At 70.1% G+C, this 15,509-nt stretch carries 17 protein-coding genes; 10 read left to right on the top strand and 7 right to left on the bottom strand.

Going from position 1 to position 15,509, the window contains the following annotated elements:
- Positions 1 to 102: 102 nt before the first annotated feature.
- From QSK18_RS33530 to QSK18_RS33510, 5 genes are read left to right on the top strand one after another with little or no spacing between them, the layout of a single operon-like run.
- Positions 103 to 318: a hypothetical protein gene (locus tag QSK18_RS33530; RefSeq protein WP_232810634.1), complete on the top strand. Its 216-nt coding sequence runs from the start codon at positions 103 to 105 to the stop codon at positions 316 to 318.
- Positions 315 to 1,316, top strand: a complete 1,002-nt coding sequence (locus QSK18_RS33525; protein WP_232810633.1) for an AAA family ATPase — start codon at positions 315 to 317, stop codon at positions 1,314 to 1,316. The genes QSK18_RS33530 and QSK18_RS33525 overlap by 4 nt, the downstream gene beginning before the upstream one ends.
- Positions 1,313 to 2,236, top strand: a complete 924-nt coding sequence (locus tag QSK18_RS33520) for a DUF58 domain-containing protein (protein WP_232810632.1) — start codon at positions 1,313 to 1,315, stop codon at positions 2,234 to 2,236. The genes QSK18_RS33525 and QSK18_RS33520 overlap by 4 nt, the downstream gene beginning before the upstream one ends.
- On the top strand, positions 2,233 to 3,174 hold the full coding sequence (locus QSK18_RS33515) for a VWA domain-containing protein (protein ID WP_285627783.1): 942 nt from the start codon (positions 2,233 to 2,235) through the stop codon (positions 3,172 to 3,174). Before QSK18_RS33520 ends, QSK18_RS33515 begins: the two co-directional genes overlap by 4 nt.
- Positions 3,175 to 3,181: 7 nt before the next feature.
- Positions 3,182 to 4,102, top strand: a complete 921-nt coding sequence (locus tag QSK18_RS33510) for a S1C family serine protease (protein WP_285627781.1) — start codon at positions 3,182 to 3,184, stop codon at positions 4,100 to 4,102.
- Positions 4,103 to 4,106: 4 nt separating this feature from the next.
- Here QSK18_RS33510 and QSK18_RS33505 read toward each other — a convergent pair whose 3' ends face one another.
- Positions 4,107 to 4,385 (bottom strand): DUF4235 domain-containing protein, encoded by a 279-nt coding sequence (locus tag QSK18_RS33505; protein ID WP_232810629.1) that lies wholly within the window; start codon positions 4,383 to 4,385, stop codon positions 4,107 to 4,109.
- 198 nt (positions 4,386 to 4,583) lie between these two features.
- On the opposite strand from QSK18_RS33505, the gene QSK18_RS33500 reads away from it, so the two are divergent.
- Both QSK18_RS33500 and QSK18_RS33495 read left to right on the top strand, forming a co-directional pair.
- Positions 4,584 to 5,840: a sugar efflux transporter gene (locus tag QSK18_RS33500; protein WP_232810628.1), complete on the top strand. Its 1,257-nt coding sequence runs from the start codon at positions 4,584 to 4,586 to the stop codon at positions 5,838 to 5,840.
- A 168-nt stretch (positions 5,841 to 6,008) separates the two neighbouring features.
- Positions 6,009 to 8,363, top strand: a complete 2,355-nt coding sequence (locus tag QSK18_RS33495; protein ID WP_232810627.1) for an arylsulfatase — start codon at positions 6,009 to 6,011, stop codon at positions 8,361 to 8,363.
- Here the strand turns inward: QSK18_RS33495 and QSK18_RS33490 are convergent.
- Both QSK18_RS33490 and QSK18_RS33485 read right to left on the bottom strand, forming a co-directional pair.
- A complete protein-coding gene (locus tag QSK18_RS33490; protein WP_285627774.1) occupies positions 8,339 to 8,935 on the bottom strand; it encodes a hypothetical protein in 597 nt (198 codons plus the stop codon). The two genes, QSK18_RS33495 and QSK18_RS33490, sit on opposite strands and share 25 nt — an antisense overlap.
- Before the next feature lie 487 nt (positions 8,936 to 9,422).
- Positions 9,423 to 10,316: a hypothetical protein gene (locus tag QSK18_RS33485; RefSeq protein WP_285627771.1), complete on the bottom strand. Its 894-nt coding sequence runs from the start codon at positions 10,314 to 10,316 to the stop codon at positions 9,423 to 9,425.
- A gap of 212 nt (positions 10,317 to 10,528) precedes the next feature.
- Here QSK18_RS33485 and QSK18_RS33480 point away from each other — a divergent pair, with 212 nt between their 5' ends.
- Positions 10,529 to 11,554, top strand: coding sequence for an NAD(P)-dependent alcohol dehydrogenase (locus QSK18_RS33480; protein WP_285627766.1), 1,026 nt, complete (start codon positions 10,529 to 10,531; stop codon positions 11,552 to 11,554).
- A 25-nt stretch (positions 11,555 to 11,579) separates the two neighbouring features.
- The gene (locus QSK18_RS33475) at positions 11,580 to 12,035 is read left to right on the top strand and encodes a MerR family transcriptional regulator (RefSeq protein ID WP_285627763.1); all 456 of its coding nucleotides are present in this window, start codon (positions 11,580 to 11,582) and stop codon (positions 12,033 to 12,035) included.
- On the opposite strand, the gene QSK18_RS33470 is transcribed toward QSK18_RS33475, so the two are convergent.
- A complete protein-coding gene (locus tag QSK18_RS33470) occupies positions 12,032 to 12,868 on the bottom strand; it encodes an oxygenase MpaB family protein (protein ID WP_285627760.1) in 837 nt (278 codons plus the stop codon). The two genes, QSK18_RS33475 and QSK18_RS33470, sit on opposite strands and share 4 nt — an antisense overlap.
- A gap of 207 nt (positions 12,869 to 13,075) precedes the next feature.
- Here QSK18_RS33470 and QSK18_RS33465 point away from each other — a divergent pair, with 207 nt between their 5' ends.
- Complete coding sequence (locus QSK18_RS33465; RefSeq protein ID WP_285627757.1) at positions 13,076 to 13,645, top strand: GNAT family N-acetyltransferase; 570 nt, start codon at positions 13,076 to 13,078, stop codon at positions 13,643 to 13,645.
- Positions 13,646 to 13,654: 9 nt separating this feature from the next.
- Here QSK18_RS33465 and QSK18_RS33460 read toward each other — a convergent pair whose 3' ends face one another.
- From QSK18_RS33460 to QSK18_RS33450, 3 genes are read right to left on the bottom strand one after another with little or no spacing between them, the layout of a single operon-like run.
- The gene (locus QSK18_RS33460; RefSeq protein WP_285627751.1) at positions 13,655 to 14,380 is read right to left on the bottom strand and encodes a class I SAM-dependent methyltransferase; all 726 of its coding nucleotides are present in this window, start codon (positions 14,378 to 14,380) and stop codon (positions 13,655 to 13,657) included.
- 33 nt (positions 14,381 to 14,413) lie between these two features.
- Positions 14,414 to 14,791, bottom strand: coding sequence for a YchJ family protein (locus tag QSK18_RS33455; RefSeq protein WP_269810063.1), 378 nt, complete (start codon positions 14,789 to 14,791; stop codon positions 14,414 to 14,416).
- Positions 14,788 to 15,276: a YxiG-like protein gene (locus QSK18_RS33450; RefSeq protein WP_232810618.1), complete on the bottom strand. Its 489-nt coding sequence runs from the start codon at positions 15,274 to 15,276 to the stop codon at positions 14,788 to 14,790. Before QSK18_RS33450 ends, QSK18_RS33455 begins: the two co-directional genes overlap by 4 nt.
- Positions 15,277 to 15,509: the final 233 nt, after the last annotated feature.

Genomic DNA, 15,509 nt, shown 5'->3' with positions numbered 1-15,509 from the left:
AGGGCGGACCCGGTGCCACCCGGGCCGCACTCCGCTGGCGGAGCCGCTTCCGCGGCCCGGGTGGTTCCCCGGTCGAGAAGCCCTTTGAGGAGAACTGATCAGATGCCTGCCCCGCAGCCTCGGACACGACAGATCCTGCTGGTCACCGCGGTCACCGCGGTGCTGACGGCGGGCGGAACCGGCCTGGCGTTCGCCTACGCCGAAGACACACCGGAGCCGGTCGAGAGCGGCTACATGATCGTGGACGGCGCCACCCGGACGTACGACTGCCCGGAGAAGGGCACCGCCACCCTCACCTATCCCCGGGCCGAGCTGTGAGCGCCCTGGCCCAGCCCGGCCCCCTGCTGGAGCAGGCCCTGTTCGAGGTGAAGAAGGTGGTGGTCGGGCAGGACCGGATGGTCGAGCGGATGGCCGTGGGACTGCTGGCCCGCGGGCACGTGCTGCTCGAGGGGGTGCCCGGGGTGGCCAAGACGCTGGCCGTGCGCACCCTGGCCGAGGTGGTCGGCGGCTCGTTCCACCGGCTGCAGTTCACCCCCGACCTGATGCCCGGCGACATCGTCGGCACCCGGGTCTGGCGGCCCTCGACCGAGAGCTTCGACACCGAGCCCGGCCCGGTGTTCGCCAACCTGGTGCTGGCCGACGAGATCAACCGGGCCCCCGCCAAGGTGCAGTCGGCGCTGCTCGAGGCGATGGCCGAGAAGCAGGTCAGCATCGGCGGGGTCACCTATCCCCTGCCCGCGCCGTTCCTGGTGCTGGCCACCCAGAACCCGATCGAGACCGAGGGCGTGTACGAGCTGCCCGAGGCCCAGCGCGACCGGTTCCTGCTGAAGGTCGACGTGCCGCACCCGGACGAGCTGGAGGAACTGAGCATCCTGCAGCGGATGAGCGTGCGCCCGCCGTCGGCCCGGCCGGTGCTCTCACTGCCCCAGGTGCTGGCCCTGCAGGAGGCCGCCGACGACGTGTTCGTGCACCACGCCCTGGCCCAGTGGGTGGTGCGCCTGACCATGGCCACCCGCCGCCCGGCCGAGTACGGGCTGCCCGGGCTGCAGAACGTGCTGGAGCACGGGGTGAGCCCGCGCGGCACGCTCGGCCTGGTCGCCGGGGCCCGGGCGCTGGCCCTGCTGCGCGGCCGCGACTACGTGCTGCCCTTCGACATCGCCGACCTGGCCCCCGACGTACTGGCCCACCGGCTGGTGCTGACCTTCGACGCGCTGGCCGACGGCGTGGAACCGCGGGACGTGATCGCCCAGGTCGTGGCCAGCCAGCCGGTGCCCGAGGTGGCGCCGCTGCAACAACACCAGCAGGAGGTGGCGTGAGCAGTTTCGGCGCCTTCCGCCGGCTGGACCTGATGGTGCAGCGCCGGATCGACGGCCCGCTCGCCGGGGAGCATCGCGGGCTACGGCTGGGGCCGGGCAGCGAGACCGAGGAGCTGACCCGCTACCGGCCGGGCGACGACATCCGGCGGATCGACTGGAACGCCACCGCCCGGGCCTCGGAGCCCCAGGTCTGGCGAACGCGGGCGGAGCACGCCCTGGACACGTGGCTGCTGCTGGACCGCACGGCGAGCATGGCCTTCGGCACCGCGCAGGCCGAGAAGGCGGACCTGGCCGGGCAACTGGCCGCCGCCGTGGGGTTGCTCGCCGACCAGCCCGGGAACCGGATGGGCACGCTCGCCTTCTCGGCCCGAGGTCCGGTGTGGACGCGTCCGGTCGCCGCGCGGGTGGCGGCGCGGCGGTTGATGCGGCTGGCTTCCCAGGACGAACCGGAACGCCACGGCACGCCAGCCGACGGGCTCGCCGAGATGATCGATGCCTTGGCGCGCCGAGCGGCTCGGCCAGGTCTGTGCGTGGTGGTCAGCGACCTGCTCTCTCCCGAGGGTGCTTTCAGCCGGCCGTTCGACTGGGAACAGCCTCTGCGCCGGCTCGCCTCCCGGCACGACGTGATCGTGCTGGAGGTGGTGGATCCCCGTGAACTGCAGCTGCCCGACGTCGGGCACGTGGTGCTGCAGGATCCGGAAACCGGACGTCGAAGAGACGTTTACACCGGCGATCCCCGGCTGCGGGCTCGCTATGCCGAGGCCGCAGCGGCCCACCGCGCAGCCGTGGCCGAGGCCGTGCGGCACGCCGGGGCGGTGCACCTGCAACTTCGCACCGATCAGGACTGGCTCGCCGACCTGTTGCGGGCCGTCCGCTCCGGCCGCTTCCGGAGCCGGGGCAGAAGGAGGTCGAACAGATGACGTTCTTGTCGCCGTGGTTTCTCCTGTTGCTGATTCCTCTGGCGGGCCTGGTGATTGCGGCCGCGCTGATGCGGCGTCGCCGCGATCGCTACGCCGTCCGGTTCGCCGCGTTGCCGCTGCTCGACCGGGTCGTCCCCGAAAGGCCGGGCTGGCGGCGCCATCTGACCGGCGGACTCGGGCTGCTGTCTCTGGCCATGCTGGTGATGGCCGCGGCGCGCCCCGAGGCCGACGTCCGGGTACCGCGCGAACAGGCCACCGTGATGGTGGTGGTCGACCAGTCGGTCTCGATGGAGGCCACCGATGTGAGCCCGAGCCGGCTGGAGGCCGCGATCGAGGCGGGCACCCGGTTCGTCGACGGCCTGCCGGACAACTTCCGGGTGGGGCTGGTCGGTTTCGCCGGCAACGCAGAGGTTCTGGCCACTCCGACGAACGACCATCAAGCAGTCAAGGACGCGCTGGCCGGACTGACTCTGGAGCCGATGACGGCGATCGGGGAAGGCGTGTTCGCCTCACTGGAGCAGGTGCGCGAATCCGCCACCAGCGAGGACGTCCCGGCCCGGATCGTACTGCTCTCCGACGGTTCCAACACCACCGGCCGCTCCCCCTCGGAAGCAGCCGCGGCGGCGAGTGAGGCCGGGGTTCCGGTCTCGACGATCGCCTACGGCACCCCCGAGGGCGTGGTGGACGGCGGCACCGGACGCCCGATCCGGGTGCCGGTCGACGCCGAGGCCCTGGCCGCGCTGGCCGAGTCCACCGGAGGCACCGCCTACCAGGCCGAGAGCAGCGACGAGCTGCAGGCGGTCTACGAGGACATCGGCTCCTCGATCGGCTGGGTGGCCGAACCCCGCGAACTGGCGCCCTACTTCGCGGCCGCCGCCTTCCTGTTCACCCTGATCGCGGCCGCGCTCTCGCTGCGCTGGTTCGCCCGACTGGTCTGAGGTATGCATGCCCACGACGCCGTCCAGCAACGGATCGTCCTCCGGAACCACCGACTGGCAGGCCACCATGGCCCGGACCTGGCCGGGAATCGGCACACCGCGGGGACCGGACTTCAACCCCGGCCGCAAACCCCCGTTGCCGCAGAGGGAACCGTCCCCGGAGAGCCCAGCACCGACGTCCTCAATCGAACACAAGCCGCGAACCGCCAGAGCTGCACCGCTCCTGCTCGCCGCCGTTCTGGCCGGTGGCACCACCGGCGGCGCGATCGCCTGGGCCACCACCGAGACCGCGGTGCCCACGATCGTGCAGCAGGACGCGGACCCGGCCCCGCCGGGCAACCAGGCCGGCACCGAGAGCGCGGCCGCGGCGATCCTGCCCAGCGTGGTCCAGGTCCGGGCCGGCCGCGGCACCGGATCCGGTTTCGTGTTCGACGACCGGGGCCAGGTGATCACCAATCATCATGTGGTGGAGGGTGTTTCCCAGGTCGGCCTGCAACTGGCCGACGGCCGCACCGTCCGGGCGTCGGTGGTCGGCAGCGACGAGGAGGAGGACATCGCCGTGCTCCAGATCACCGGCTCCGCCCCCGACGCGGCCCCGCTCGGCACCAGCCGGTCGCTGCGGATCGGCCAGCCGGTGATCGCGGTCGGCTCCCCGCTGGGCCTGTCCGGCACGGTCACCTCGGGCATCGTCAGCGCGGTGGACCGCACCTCCCGGATCGGAGGTGCGGCCCGGCCGATGGTGCAGACCGACGCCTCGATCAACCCCGGCAACTCCGGCGGGCCGCTGGTGGACCTGGCCGGACGGGTGGTCGGGGTGAACACCGCGATCGCCACCACCTCGGCCTCGGCCGGCAACATCGGCATCGGGTTCGCCGTCCCGGTCGACCGGGCGCTGGAGGTCGCGCGGGAGATCATCGCCCAGAACTGACCGGCTACTCCTCGCCCGGCCACTCACCGGTCAGGCGCTCGAAGGCCCCGGCGCCGGCGCGGTCGACGGCGGCCTTGACCGCAGCGAAGATCGCGCCCTGGATCGCGGCGGCCAGCAGGACCTCGGTCCAGCTGTGCCGGCGGTCGTTGGCCTCCGGGGCGTCCTCGGCGTCGGCCACCCGCTTCCACACCTGTTTGAACACGATCCCGGCCACCAGACCGGCGCCGACGCTGCCGGCCAGACCGAACGGTTTGTACAGAATGCGCGCCGAGGTGTTCGCCACCGGAGCCTCCTAGCAGGTCAGAGTGCCGTTTCCGGTCTCTACCGTGGCCCGCCGCCGGGGATCGGCAACCGCAGCGTCCCCCAGCTCGTCGGGGGGTGTAACACTTCTGCGGCCCGTGTCGTTGTAATTCGAGGTGCCTGCAGGGCGGCAGGCACCTTCGAATCTGCTCATTCCGGTTCATCAGTCTTGAGGTCTGCTGTGTTCGCCCCTGTCCGCCGGCATGTCCCGCTGGCGTTGGTCTTCCTCTGTGTCGGTCTGGCCAGTGCGATGGCCGTCCCCTTCCTCACCCTCTTCCTCACCGACGCGGTCCGGGCCTCGGCCCTGCAGGTCACGATCTTCCTGATCGCGGCCCCGCTGTCCTCGGTGGTCGTCTCGATGGCGATGGGCCACTGGTCCGACCGGCTGCCCTCGCGGCGCGGCCTGATCATCGCCACCGCCGTGATCGGGGCGGTGGGCGCACTGCTCACCGCGTCGGTCCGGGACTTCTGGATCCTCCTGGCGCTGACCGTCACGGCCACCGCCGCGGCCAGTGCCCTGGTTCCCCAGGTCTTCGCGCACGCCCGGGTCAGCCTGCAGGGCTCACCCCACGCCGTGATGACGATGACCACCCTGCGCACGATCCTGTCGCTGTCCTGGGTGGGTGGCCCGTTCCTGGCCACCGTCCTGCTCAGCCTGGGCGACTTCGTCGCCGTCTACGGCTTCGCCACCGCCATGTACGTGATCGCCGCCCTGGTGGCCTGGCGGATGATCCCCGCCAACGTCCCGGCCGCGGTCGGCGCCACCGAGCCCGGCTCGTCCTCGGTCACCGTCTCACCGGGCCGGGACGAGGGCCGCCGGGTGATCGTCCTCACCATCGCCGCCTTCGTGCTCCTGCAGTGCACCGGCAACCTCTCGCTGCAGGCGCTGCCGTTGTTCCTGCGCGACGAGGTGCAGGGCGGGCTGGGCGAGGCGGGCCTGATCCTGGGCCTGTGCGCAGCGATCGAGATCCCGCTGATGCTCGGCTTCGGCCTGCTCGCCGCCCGTTACCGGCTGCGGCTGCTGATCCTGGCCGGGCCGCTGCTCAGCCTGGCCTACGCGCTGGTGGTGGCCACCGCCACCGACACCTGGCAGATCGCCGCCGCCCAGCTGATCAACGCCTCGGCCATCGCGCTGCTGCAGGGCCTGGGCATCAGCTACGTGCAGGACCTGGTGCCCAGCCGGCCGGGGCACGCCTCCACCCTGTTCACCAGTGCCGGCCCGGTGGGCGCGATGCTGGCCGGGCCGATCCTGGGCGCCGCCCAGGGCTTCGGCTACCGCGAGACCTACCTGATCGGGGCCGCGCTGGCGGCCGTCGCCTTCGTTCTCTTCGTCCTGGCCCGCCCGACGCTGACCGGGCCGCGGATCATCCGCACCACCACCGTTTCGTCCCGCCGGCCGGTGGAGCACCCTCAGCCTGAGCCCCAGCAGGTGGGCTGACATAGCGGTGATCTCTACCAACCATCACAAACCGCGATGCCTCGCCGGTGTGGCGTACATTGTCCTGCCAGGTCGGCCGTGCCAGCCTGAGAAACCCTGACCCGCACGCCTGCTCAGACGTCGGGATTTTCTGCGGCGGGTGACCGTCGCGTGGACGACGGAAGGGCCATGGCGGAATTCGAGGCCGGGCGGCACGTACTACCGGTACCTGAGCGCAAGCAGACGGTCGTCACGGCGGTCGGGATCCACGACCAGAACCAGCCGTTCGAGGCGATCGGCCCGATCACCCCACCCCCGGCGGCGCCGAACGTGGTCATCGTGGTGCTGGACGACCTGGGCTTCGGCTCGTCCAGCGCCTTCGGTGGCCCGATCAGCATGCCCACCTCGGAGCTGCTGGCCCAGCAGGGCCTGCGGTACAACCGCTTTCACGTCAACGCCCTGTGCTCCCCCACCCGGCAGTCGCTGATGACGGGCCGCAACTGCCACTCGGTCGGCATGGGCGGCACCACCGAGATGGCCACCGCGGCCCCCGGCTACAGCGGCTTCCGCCCGGCCAGCGCCGCCACCCTCGCGCAGATCCTGCAGGGCAACGGCTACAGCACGGCCGCGTTCGGCAAGTGGCACCAGACCCCGCCGCGCGAGATCAGCGCGGTCGGCCCGTTCGACCGCTGGCCCACCGGTGAGGGCTTCGACACCTTCTACGGCTTCATGGGCGCCGAGATGAACCACTGGTACCCGCAGCTGTACCGGGGCACCACGCCGTTCGAGCCCACCCGTCGTCCCGAGGACGGGTACCACCTCTCCGAGGACCTGGTCGACCAGAGCATCGACTGGATCCGCACCCAGCGTGCCCTGACCCCCAATCGTCCGTTCTTCACCTACCTGGCCATGGGCGCCTCGCACGCGCCCCTGCACGTGGCGCCCGCGTGGCAGAAGAAGTACGAAGGACGATTCGACGCGGGTTGGGACGTCGAACGCGAGCGCATCCTGGAGCGTCAGAAGGAACTCGGCGTGGTCCCGCCCGAAGCGGCCATGGCGCCCTGGGCCGAGGGGCTTCCGCACTGGGACGAACTGAGCCCGGTCCAGCGTCGCCTGGCCGCCCGGTTCATGGAGACCTTCGCCGGTTTCACCGAGCACGCCGACACCCAGGTCGGCCGTCTGGTCGAGGCCCTGCGGGAGCTCGGCGAACTGGACAACACGATCTTCGTGTACCTGCTCGGCGACAACGGCGCGTCCGGTGAGGGCGGGGTCGAGGGCACGCTGAACGAGCACCGCCTGGGCCACGGCATCGCCGACGACCCGGAGCAGATGATCGAGCAGATCGACCTGATCGGCACCCCCGACAGCTACCCGATCGGCCCCGCCGGGTGGGCGATGGCCCTGAACACCCCCTACCAGTGGACGAAGCAGGTCGCCTCGCACTTCGGCGGCACCCGCGACGGCCTGATCATCCACTGGCCCGGCGGGATCGCCGGCGGCGGTGGCGTGCGCCAGCAGTTCCACCACGTCATCGACGTGCTCCCGACCATCCTCGACTGCGTCGGCGTGCCCGCGCCGGTGCTGGTGAACGGGGTGCACCAGCAGCCGGTCGAGGGCACTTCGATGCGCTACACCTTCCACGACCAGAGCGCGCCCGACCGCCGCACCACGCAGTACTTCGAGATGTGCGGCAACCGCGGCATCTACCACGAGGGCTGGATGGCGGTCACCCGTCACGGCATCCCCTGGCAGATGATCCCCGACCCGGAACGCCGCTTCGAGAACGACGTCTGGGAGCTGTACGACCTCACCACCGACTGGACCCAGTCCAACGACCTGGCCGCCTCGGACCCGGCGAGGCTGCGCCGCCTGCAGGACCTGTTCCTGGTGGAAGCAGCCAAGCACCAGGTGTTCCCGCTCGACGACCGGGTCACCGAGCGCGAGAACCCCACCGTGGCCGGGCGGATCGACCTGCTGGGCGGCCGGCGGACGATCACCTACCACGGCGGGATGCGGCGGCTCACCGAGGAGACCACGCCGAACATCAAGAACCGCTCGCACACGATCACCGCCGACATCGAGGTGGTCGAGGGCAGCAGCGGCGTGATCATTGCCCAGGGCGGCAGTTTCGGCGGCTGGAGTCTCTACCTGGTCGAGGGCCGCCCGACCTACCACTACAACTACTTCGGGCTGCAGCGATTCACGGTGCGCACCGAGACCCCGCTCACCACAGGCCGTCACGAGATCCGGATGGGTTTCGTCTACGACGGGGTGGGCGCCGGTCTGGGCGGTTCGGTCGAGCTCTCGGTCGACGGGGTCACCGACGGCAAGGGGCGGGTGGAGGCGACGATCCCCTATTACTTCTCCTTCGACGAGACCCTCAACGTGGGTGTCGATCTAGGGACGCCGGTGAGCACGGAGTACGCCCGGCTCGACAATGCGCTGGCTGGGTTGGTGCACTCGGTACGGTTCGACCTGGGCGAGGACCAGAGCGGTCAGGACGGCGACGGGCAGAAGTATCAGAGGGTCATGAGCGCCCAGTAGTCCTGGGTGGGCCGGTTCGGCCCTTGGAGGAACGGCGTCACCGAGTCCCGGGTCAGGGTGCGTACGGTGACGCCGTCGTCCAGGCCGGTGCTGCTGCAGCCGCCGTAGCGCAGGCTGATGGTGCCCGACGTGGCCGCGTCCACCTGGAGCACGAGCTGTTCGATGCCCTCGGCCTCGACCTCGACGGGGACGCAGGAGGCAGCCGGGTGGAACGGCCCGCCGCCTTCGGGGGCCCGGGCGATCGCTGCGAGTGCGTCTGTGGCCTTCTCGCCGGTGAGCCGCAGGGACGAGACCAGTTCGGCGTCGGCGTACCGACAGGCTGAGATGCTCCGGATTTCCTGGTACTTCGTGACGTCGGGCCCGTCCGGACGCCAGCTCGGGTCACCGGCGTAGGGGGCCTGGGCCGGGCAGCTGTTGTGGTCGATGTCGGTGAATTCGATGCTGTTTAGAATCTGCTGACGGATGGGCTCGGGCGCTCGTACGTAGACGCGGACCATGCCCACCTGGATCGCCGCCCGGCCGCGGTGAACGACAGCTCTACCTTTCACCTTTTCGAGGCGCACGACCTCCATGGCCGGCTCTTCCACGCCGAACCAGACGAACTGACCAGTGCTGCCGTACCTCTCGTCTGAGGTTTCGCAACGGCCACCTTCGGGGTTTACGACGGGACGTCCAACATGGGGCCTTGTTTCGGTCTTGCCACGACACATCCGGCTCGGTGTGACTCCGTAGCCCCAGTCAGCCGGTACGGCCAAACGGACGTCCCGATAGGACTCCCAACGCCATCCTTCGGGAAGGCTGTCGATGGGCTCGCCACCCTTTGGCGTGCTGACGGCGGAGTGCTCGTCGGCCACCCGTGCGCCCACCTCTTGGTGGGCCGACGTGGAGCATCCGGCCAGGAACAGCACCAAAAGTGACGCCGCCAGCCGTCCATTTGTTGTTCGTCGTGTCCCGGCCATGTTTCTCAGACGCACCCATCGACGTTCCGGCTCCCGGATTCGTCAATGATTCGGCCCGAGCCGTAGCCGACCTGATCGGCAGTTCGGCCAAGGGGAAGGTTCAGGGTAGGAGGATCCGGGCCATCCGCGAGCCGCCGGTCCACGAGGTGATCCGGTTGGGCCCACTCACGAACGGAAGCACCGCCGCGCGGGTCAACCGTCGCACCGTGGTGCCGTCGTCCAGACCCCGGTGCCGGCAGCCGTCCCAACGCAGCCCGATCATGCCCGACTCGGCCGCGTCGACCATCAGCACGATCTGCTCCATTGCCACCAGATCCTCGGGCTGGGAGCAGTTCGCGGCGGGCGTGTAGGGGCCGCCGCCCTTGGGAGCCGCCGCGATCGCCTGGATGGCCCGGGCAGCCTTCGCCCCGCTCACCTTTACCGAGGATGCGAGCTGGGCACCGCCGTACCGACAGGCCGACACCGACCGCACCTCGCCCATCTCGGTCACCGCCGCCCCACGGGGACGCCATTGCTGGTCGTTCTGGAAGGGCGCCGCCACGGGACAGCCGTTCTCGTCGACTTCGACGACCCGCACCGTCTCGAGAATCTCTTCGCGCAGCGGTGCCGGCGCCTGGATCGCTATCCTCTGGCCGGCCAGCTCGAAGGTGACCCGGTCGCCCTCGGTGACCCAGGACGTCAATTGTTCCCGTTCGGACGCCGCCCGGGTCTCGCCGTCCTCGTGTACGTGGAACCAGACGAACTGCCCGCCGGAACTGAGCGCGGTGTCGGCGATCTGGCCCTTCTTGTCGTGCTCGGGACAGCCGATCGACCTGACGAACCCTGGCCGCCCCACGAACGGTTTCTCCTTCGTGGAACGTGTGCACCAGGGCCGGTTCGAGGTGCCGTAGCCCCACTGGCGCGGAACAGCCAACTGCACCCGCCCCGAGGTCTCCCAGCGCCACCCCTGCGGCAGTTGCCCCTTTTCAGCCTCGGCCACCGTCTCCGCCGACATGACCGGAGCAGGTTTCGTGGTCGATGTGGGTGCGGAGGTGCCACACCCGGCCAGCACCAGAATGAGGCAAAAGGCCGCGATGCGCGGGATTCTCACAGCGGCTCCAGTGGTCGTCAGGTAACTTACGGCCACTATCCCGGTGTCCGGCGTCGAGACGGGCGCGGCTCACCGGAGTTGCGCTGGAGTGCACTCCAGTTCCTAGTGTTCCCGGCATGACCACGACAACCGGCTACGCAGTTCTGACCCCCGGCGGCCGACTCGAGCCGTGGACCTTCGAGCGCCGTGACCTACGCCCCGACGACGTCCGTATCCGCATCACGTTCTGCGGTGTCTGCCACAGCGACCTGACCGCAATTGCCCACGCCTCCGATGTGCCGCTCGTTCCGGGGCACGAGTTCGTGGGTGAGGTGGCTGCGGTCGGCTCTTCGGTGACGACCTTCCAGCCCGGCGATGCGGTGGCCGTCGGGAACATCGTCGACTCCTGCGGCGAGTGTGTGGCCTGCCGGGACGAAGAGGAGTCGTACTGTCTGGAGTTCCCCACCCTGACCTACGGCGGTGTGGACCGGCGCGATGGCACTCCCCGCCACGGTGCGTACTCGCGGGAGATGGTGGTGCGTGACCATTTCGTCTATGCACTCCCCCAGGGTCTCGATCCCGCGGGGGTGGCGCCGCTGATGTGCGCGGGCATCACGGTGTGGCAACCGCTGAAGCGCTACGGCGTAGGTGAGGGCACTCGGGTCGGCGTAGTCGGCCTGGGCGGGCTCGGGCACCTGACCGTCAAGTTCGCCAAGGCGCTCGGTGCCCAGGTCGCAGTGTTCACCACATCCGAAAGCAAGCGCGCCGATGCCCTTGCCCTGGGCGCGGACGAGGTCGTGCTGTCCACCTCGGCCGACCAGATGGCCGCCCACGCCAACGCTTTCGACGTCGTCATCGACACCGCCTCGGGCCCGCACGACATCAGCCCCTACGTGCTGACCCTGGATTTCGACGGAACGCTGTGCATGCTCGGCATCCCGCCCCGCTACGAGGTCGACTCGATGGCCCTGCTGCGGGGCCGTCGCCGGATCACCGCCTCGGGCTCGGGCGGTGTGCGGGACACCCGGGAGATGCTGGCCTTCGCCGCCGAGCACGGGATCACCGCCGACGTCGAGGTGCTGCCGGCGGAGCGGGTCCAGGAGGCCCTGGACCGGCTGGCCAAGAACGATGTGCGCTGGCGGTTCGTGCTCGACCTGCGCTGACCTACGCTGCGCCTATCGTTGCCGGGTGACCGCAGAAACCGTCGCCATCGGCATCCGTGAGGTCTCCGAACGCACCGGCATCAGCATCGACTCGCTGCGCTGGTACGAGAAGGAGGGCCTGATCCCCGACGTGGAGCGCGGCCCGGACGGAAGGCGCCGCTACTCCCCCGGCCTCCTGCGCTGGGTGCGCACCGTGCAGGCGCTGCGCCGCACCGGCATGCCGGTGGCCGAGGTGCGCGAGTTCGTGCAGGCCGGCCCGGAGACGGTGGAGCGCCAGGAACACCGGATCGGGCTGCTGGAGCGGCAGGCGAGCACGATCGACGCCCAGCTGGCCCAGCTGCAGGAGGACCGGGCGATGATCCAGGCCAAGCTGGAGAGCTACCGCCTGATCATCGACGCCGGGTTGGACTGCGAGGACCCGGCGGCCGACCGGCTCGCCGACGAGGTGCTGGCCCGGCACTTCCCGGTGAACGGGCCCTAGCGACGCTGAGCCCGGGCTCCCACCCGGCGCGGCCCCAGGTCGTCCAGCGTCCAGCCGTCCGGATATTCGGTGTTGGCCTCGCCCATGCGGAAGAACGGTGCCGGCGGGCCGAGGCGACGCCGCCGCACCGCGCGTACCTTGACCGCCGCCGCAACCACGGCCCGGGCCCGCAGACTCGGGCGCGCGAGACCCAGGGCCGTCCGGGCCGGCTCTTCGATCAGCACCGGGGCGAGCGCCAGCACGGGCCGCCGCATCCGGCGCGGGATCTGCGAACCGACCACCTCCAGCGCAAGGCGCAGCAGTTCCTCGCCTGCGTCGGTGCGGCGCAGCATGCGGGCCTCGTAGGCGGTGAACCAGGCATCGAAGGTGGCGTGGTCGGTGGGGATGTCGGTGATGCCCATCCGGGTGCCGAGCTCGACGTGCCAGTCGATGACGGTCTGCTTCTCGGCCTCGGTGATCGCCCGCCAGCCGATCCGCTCGATCGTGCGCACGCTCATCACCGCGAAGGTGCCCAGCACCCAGAGGTAGTCGTCGTTGGTGATGCGCCAGCGCCGGTGCATCTCGTTCAGCCGGGCAACGGCGTGCCGGCCCGTCGGTGACTCCAGGCCGGCCTCGATCAGCGCGTACATCATGAGCCCGGTGTCGTACGCCCGCCGCCGCGGTTCGGCCTGCATCTGCCCGGTGTGGGTGAGCAGCCCGGCGATCCGCGGGGAGGCGAACGTGCGGAAATAGCTCAGCCGGTGGGTGAGACGCGTCTCGAACACGAACGTGGACATGGCCAGTTCGCGATACGCCCGGTCGAGCTGCCGCACCCGTTCCCCGTCGTTGAGCATCAGCCGAATGTAGCCCGAAACCCTCAAGTAAGGCCGTAAAGCCCGAATTGTGGACGTTTGCGGGCGGCAAGGCGCCCACGTGCCGGGACGTCGGTGGAGACGAACGCCCAGTCAGTTCCATGACCATCCCCCCTTGCTGCCACTGCTCACCTGGAACCCCGCAACGCACCTGACTCGGGCCGCTCGTCGCTGAGGCAGACTGGCCTCATGCCGCAGGCGCCCCTCAGCACCGCACGCCTCCTCCTGACTCCCCTGGCCCCCGAGCACCTCGACCACGAGATCGAGCTGGACACCGATCCCCAGGTCATGCGCTACCTCTTCAACGGCCACCCGCGTCCGCGCGCCGACATAGTCGAGGCGCACCACCGGCGGCTCGCAGTAGCCCAGGACCACCCGGGCCTCGGCTACTGGACGGGCTTCCTGGACGGCGCCTTCGTGGGCTGGTGGGTGCTGCTGCCGGTACTCGACGACGGCGTTGCCCGCCCGGACGAGGCCGAGGTGGGTTACCGCCTGCTGCCCCGTTTCTGGCGCCAGGGCCTGGCCAGCGAGGGTTCCATCGCCCTGCTGCACCAGGCCTTCACCGGCCTCGGTCTGCAGCGGGTGATCGCCCAGACCATGGCCGTGAACGAGGCCTCCCGGGCCACGATGTCCAAGATCGGCCTACGCTACCTGCGCACCTTTCACGAGACCTGGGACGAACCCATTGCCGGCTACGAACACGGCGAGGTGGAGTACGCCGTGTCCCGGGACGAATGGCTGGCGAAACACCCGGCCTGAGACTCCTGGCTACCCCACCGCCCTGGCGATCACATAGGCCTGCGACTCACGCTCCCCGTTCGACGGGGCCACCACCGTGCTGCTGAACACCTCGAACCCGGCCTCGGTCAGCAGCGGCGCAAAGTCTTCGGCGGTTCGCCGGTGCAGGTCCAGCGAGAGGTCGTCGTACCCGTAGGCCGATTCGATGTGCCGCACCTGCTGCCCGTGCTGGAAGGCCAGCATCAGATACCCACCGGGCCGGACCACCCGGGCGAACTCGGCCAGGGCGACCGGCACCAGGTGGTCGGGCAGGTGGATCAGTGAGTACCAGCCCAGAGCACCGGCCAGGGAGTGCGTGCCGAGCCCCAGTGCCGTCATGCTGCCCACCTCGAACCGCAGTCCGGGATGCTCCCGACGGGCCACCTCGATCATGCCCGGCGACAGGTCGACCCCGAACACGTCGAGCCCGAGCCCGGCCAGGTACGGCGTGATCCGGCCCGGCCCGCAGCCGATGTCAGCGACGGGGCCGGGGCCGGCCTCGCGCACCAGGTCGGCGAAGAGCCGGAGCATGGCCTGATTGGCCCAGTTGGTGGCCAGGTTGTCGCGCAGGAGATCGGTGTAGGCGGGGGCCACCCTGTCGTAGTCGGCGCGGACGGAGAGCAGGGCCGGATCCAGCTCGACCTCGGCGCCGGTGTCGGTGTCGGTGTCGGTGTCGGACCCGACGGTGGCCCGGGCTTCGTTCTCAGCAGTGGTCACGGCACAACTCCTCTGGTCGGCTGTCCGGCCAACCTAGCCGCGGGGTCCGACATAAACCCATCGGCCCTGTTCACGACGGAAAAGTGAGTCCTCGTGCTGGGCTTCGCGCCGGCCGTCGTAGCGGTACCAGGCCTGGAACTCCACGGTGCCCTCGTCGTCGAACGGCCCGCCCCCGGTACGCTCCAGCACCACCAGCCGCTGCCAGTCGATGTCCTCGTCGAGATCCAGGTCGTCCGGGCGGCTCTCCGGCGCCCAGGTGCGCAGCAGGTAGTCCTCGTCGCCCAGCACGAAGGCCGAGTACCGGCTTCTCATCAGCGCTTCGGCTGTAGGCGCGGCCTCACCGGCGTGGTACCGGCCGCAACACTGGGCGTACGGGTCTCCCCAACCACAGGGGCAGCGATCGACATTCATGCTCGTACACCTCCGGCGGGCACCACGAACGGCGTGTACCCCGCCTCAAGATCAGCGACCGTCAGGTCGGAGAACAGCAGTTGCAACTCGTGGCAGTTGCCCTCGAGCGTTACTTCGTAGAACGGGACCCCCAGCCGGGACGACCATCGTCTGGTCTCGCGGCTGGTCTCGAGCCGACCCGCGCCCGGGTAGAGCACCTGCCAACGCACACCCCAGGCATACGCCCCGCCGTCGGGGACCGCGGCCTGAAGCAGACGTTCGTCGAGAGATCTGGGCCAGACGTCCTGCCCCACGGTCGAGGTCACCGTGACGCGCGGGCAGATCCTGAACAGATAGCGCCGGTAGCTCTGCGGCGCTTCGCCATGGGCACTGCCCTGCACGGCCACGATCAACTCGTAGTCGCGCATGTAGTCGGTGTACCCGTGGTACACGAGGGCATGGTCGAAAAGGTCGTCCAGCGCCCGTTCGATCTCGTCCGCGTTCACGACCGTCATCCCATCACGGCCCGAGGCCGCCGATCACGCCGACGCTTCGCATGACCCCCACGAACCACCGGCCGGCCGCCCGCCGACGTCCGCGATCCGGCCCGCCAAGATTGATGCTCCTATTGCTGTCAAGCCGTGGTGAGCCAGGTTCGGTAGCGGTCGGCGAGGTCGTCGTCGCGTTGTAGTCCTCGTTCGAGGCGGGAGATGGCGGTGGGCCAGAGCCCGAAGTGTTG

Origin of the sequence: Kineosporia sp. NBRC 101677 (assembly GCF_030269265.1) — a bacterium.
GTDB lineage: Bacteria > Actinomycetota > Actinomycetes > Actinomycetales > Kineosporiaceae > Kineosporia > Kineosporia rhizophila.
Note: the sequence above shows the minus strand (reverse complement) of the source record. Positions and strands in the feature narration are given on the sequence as shown.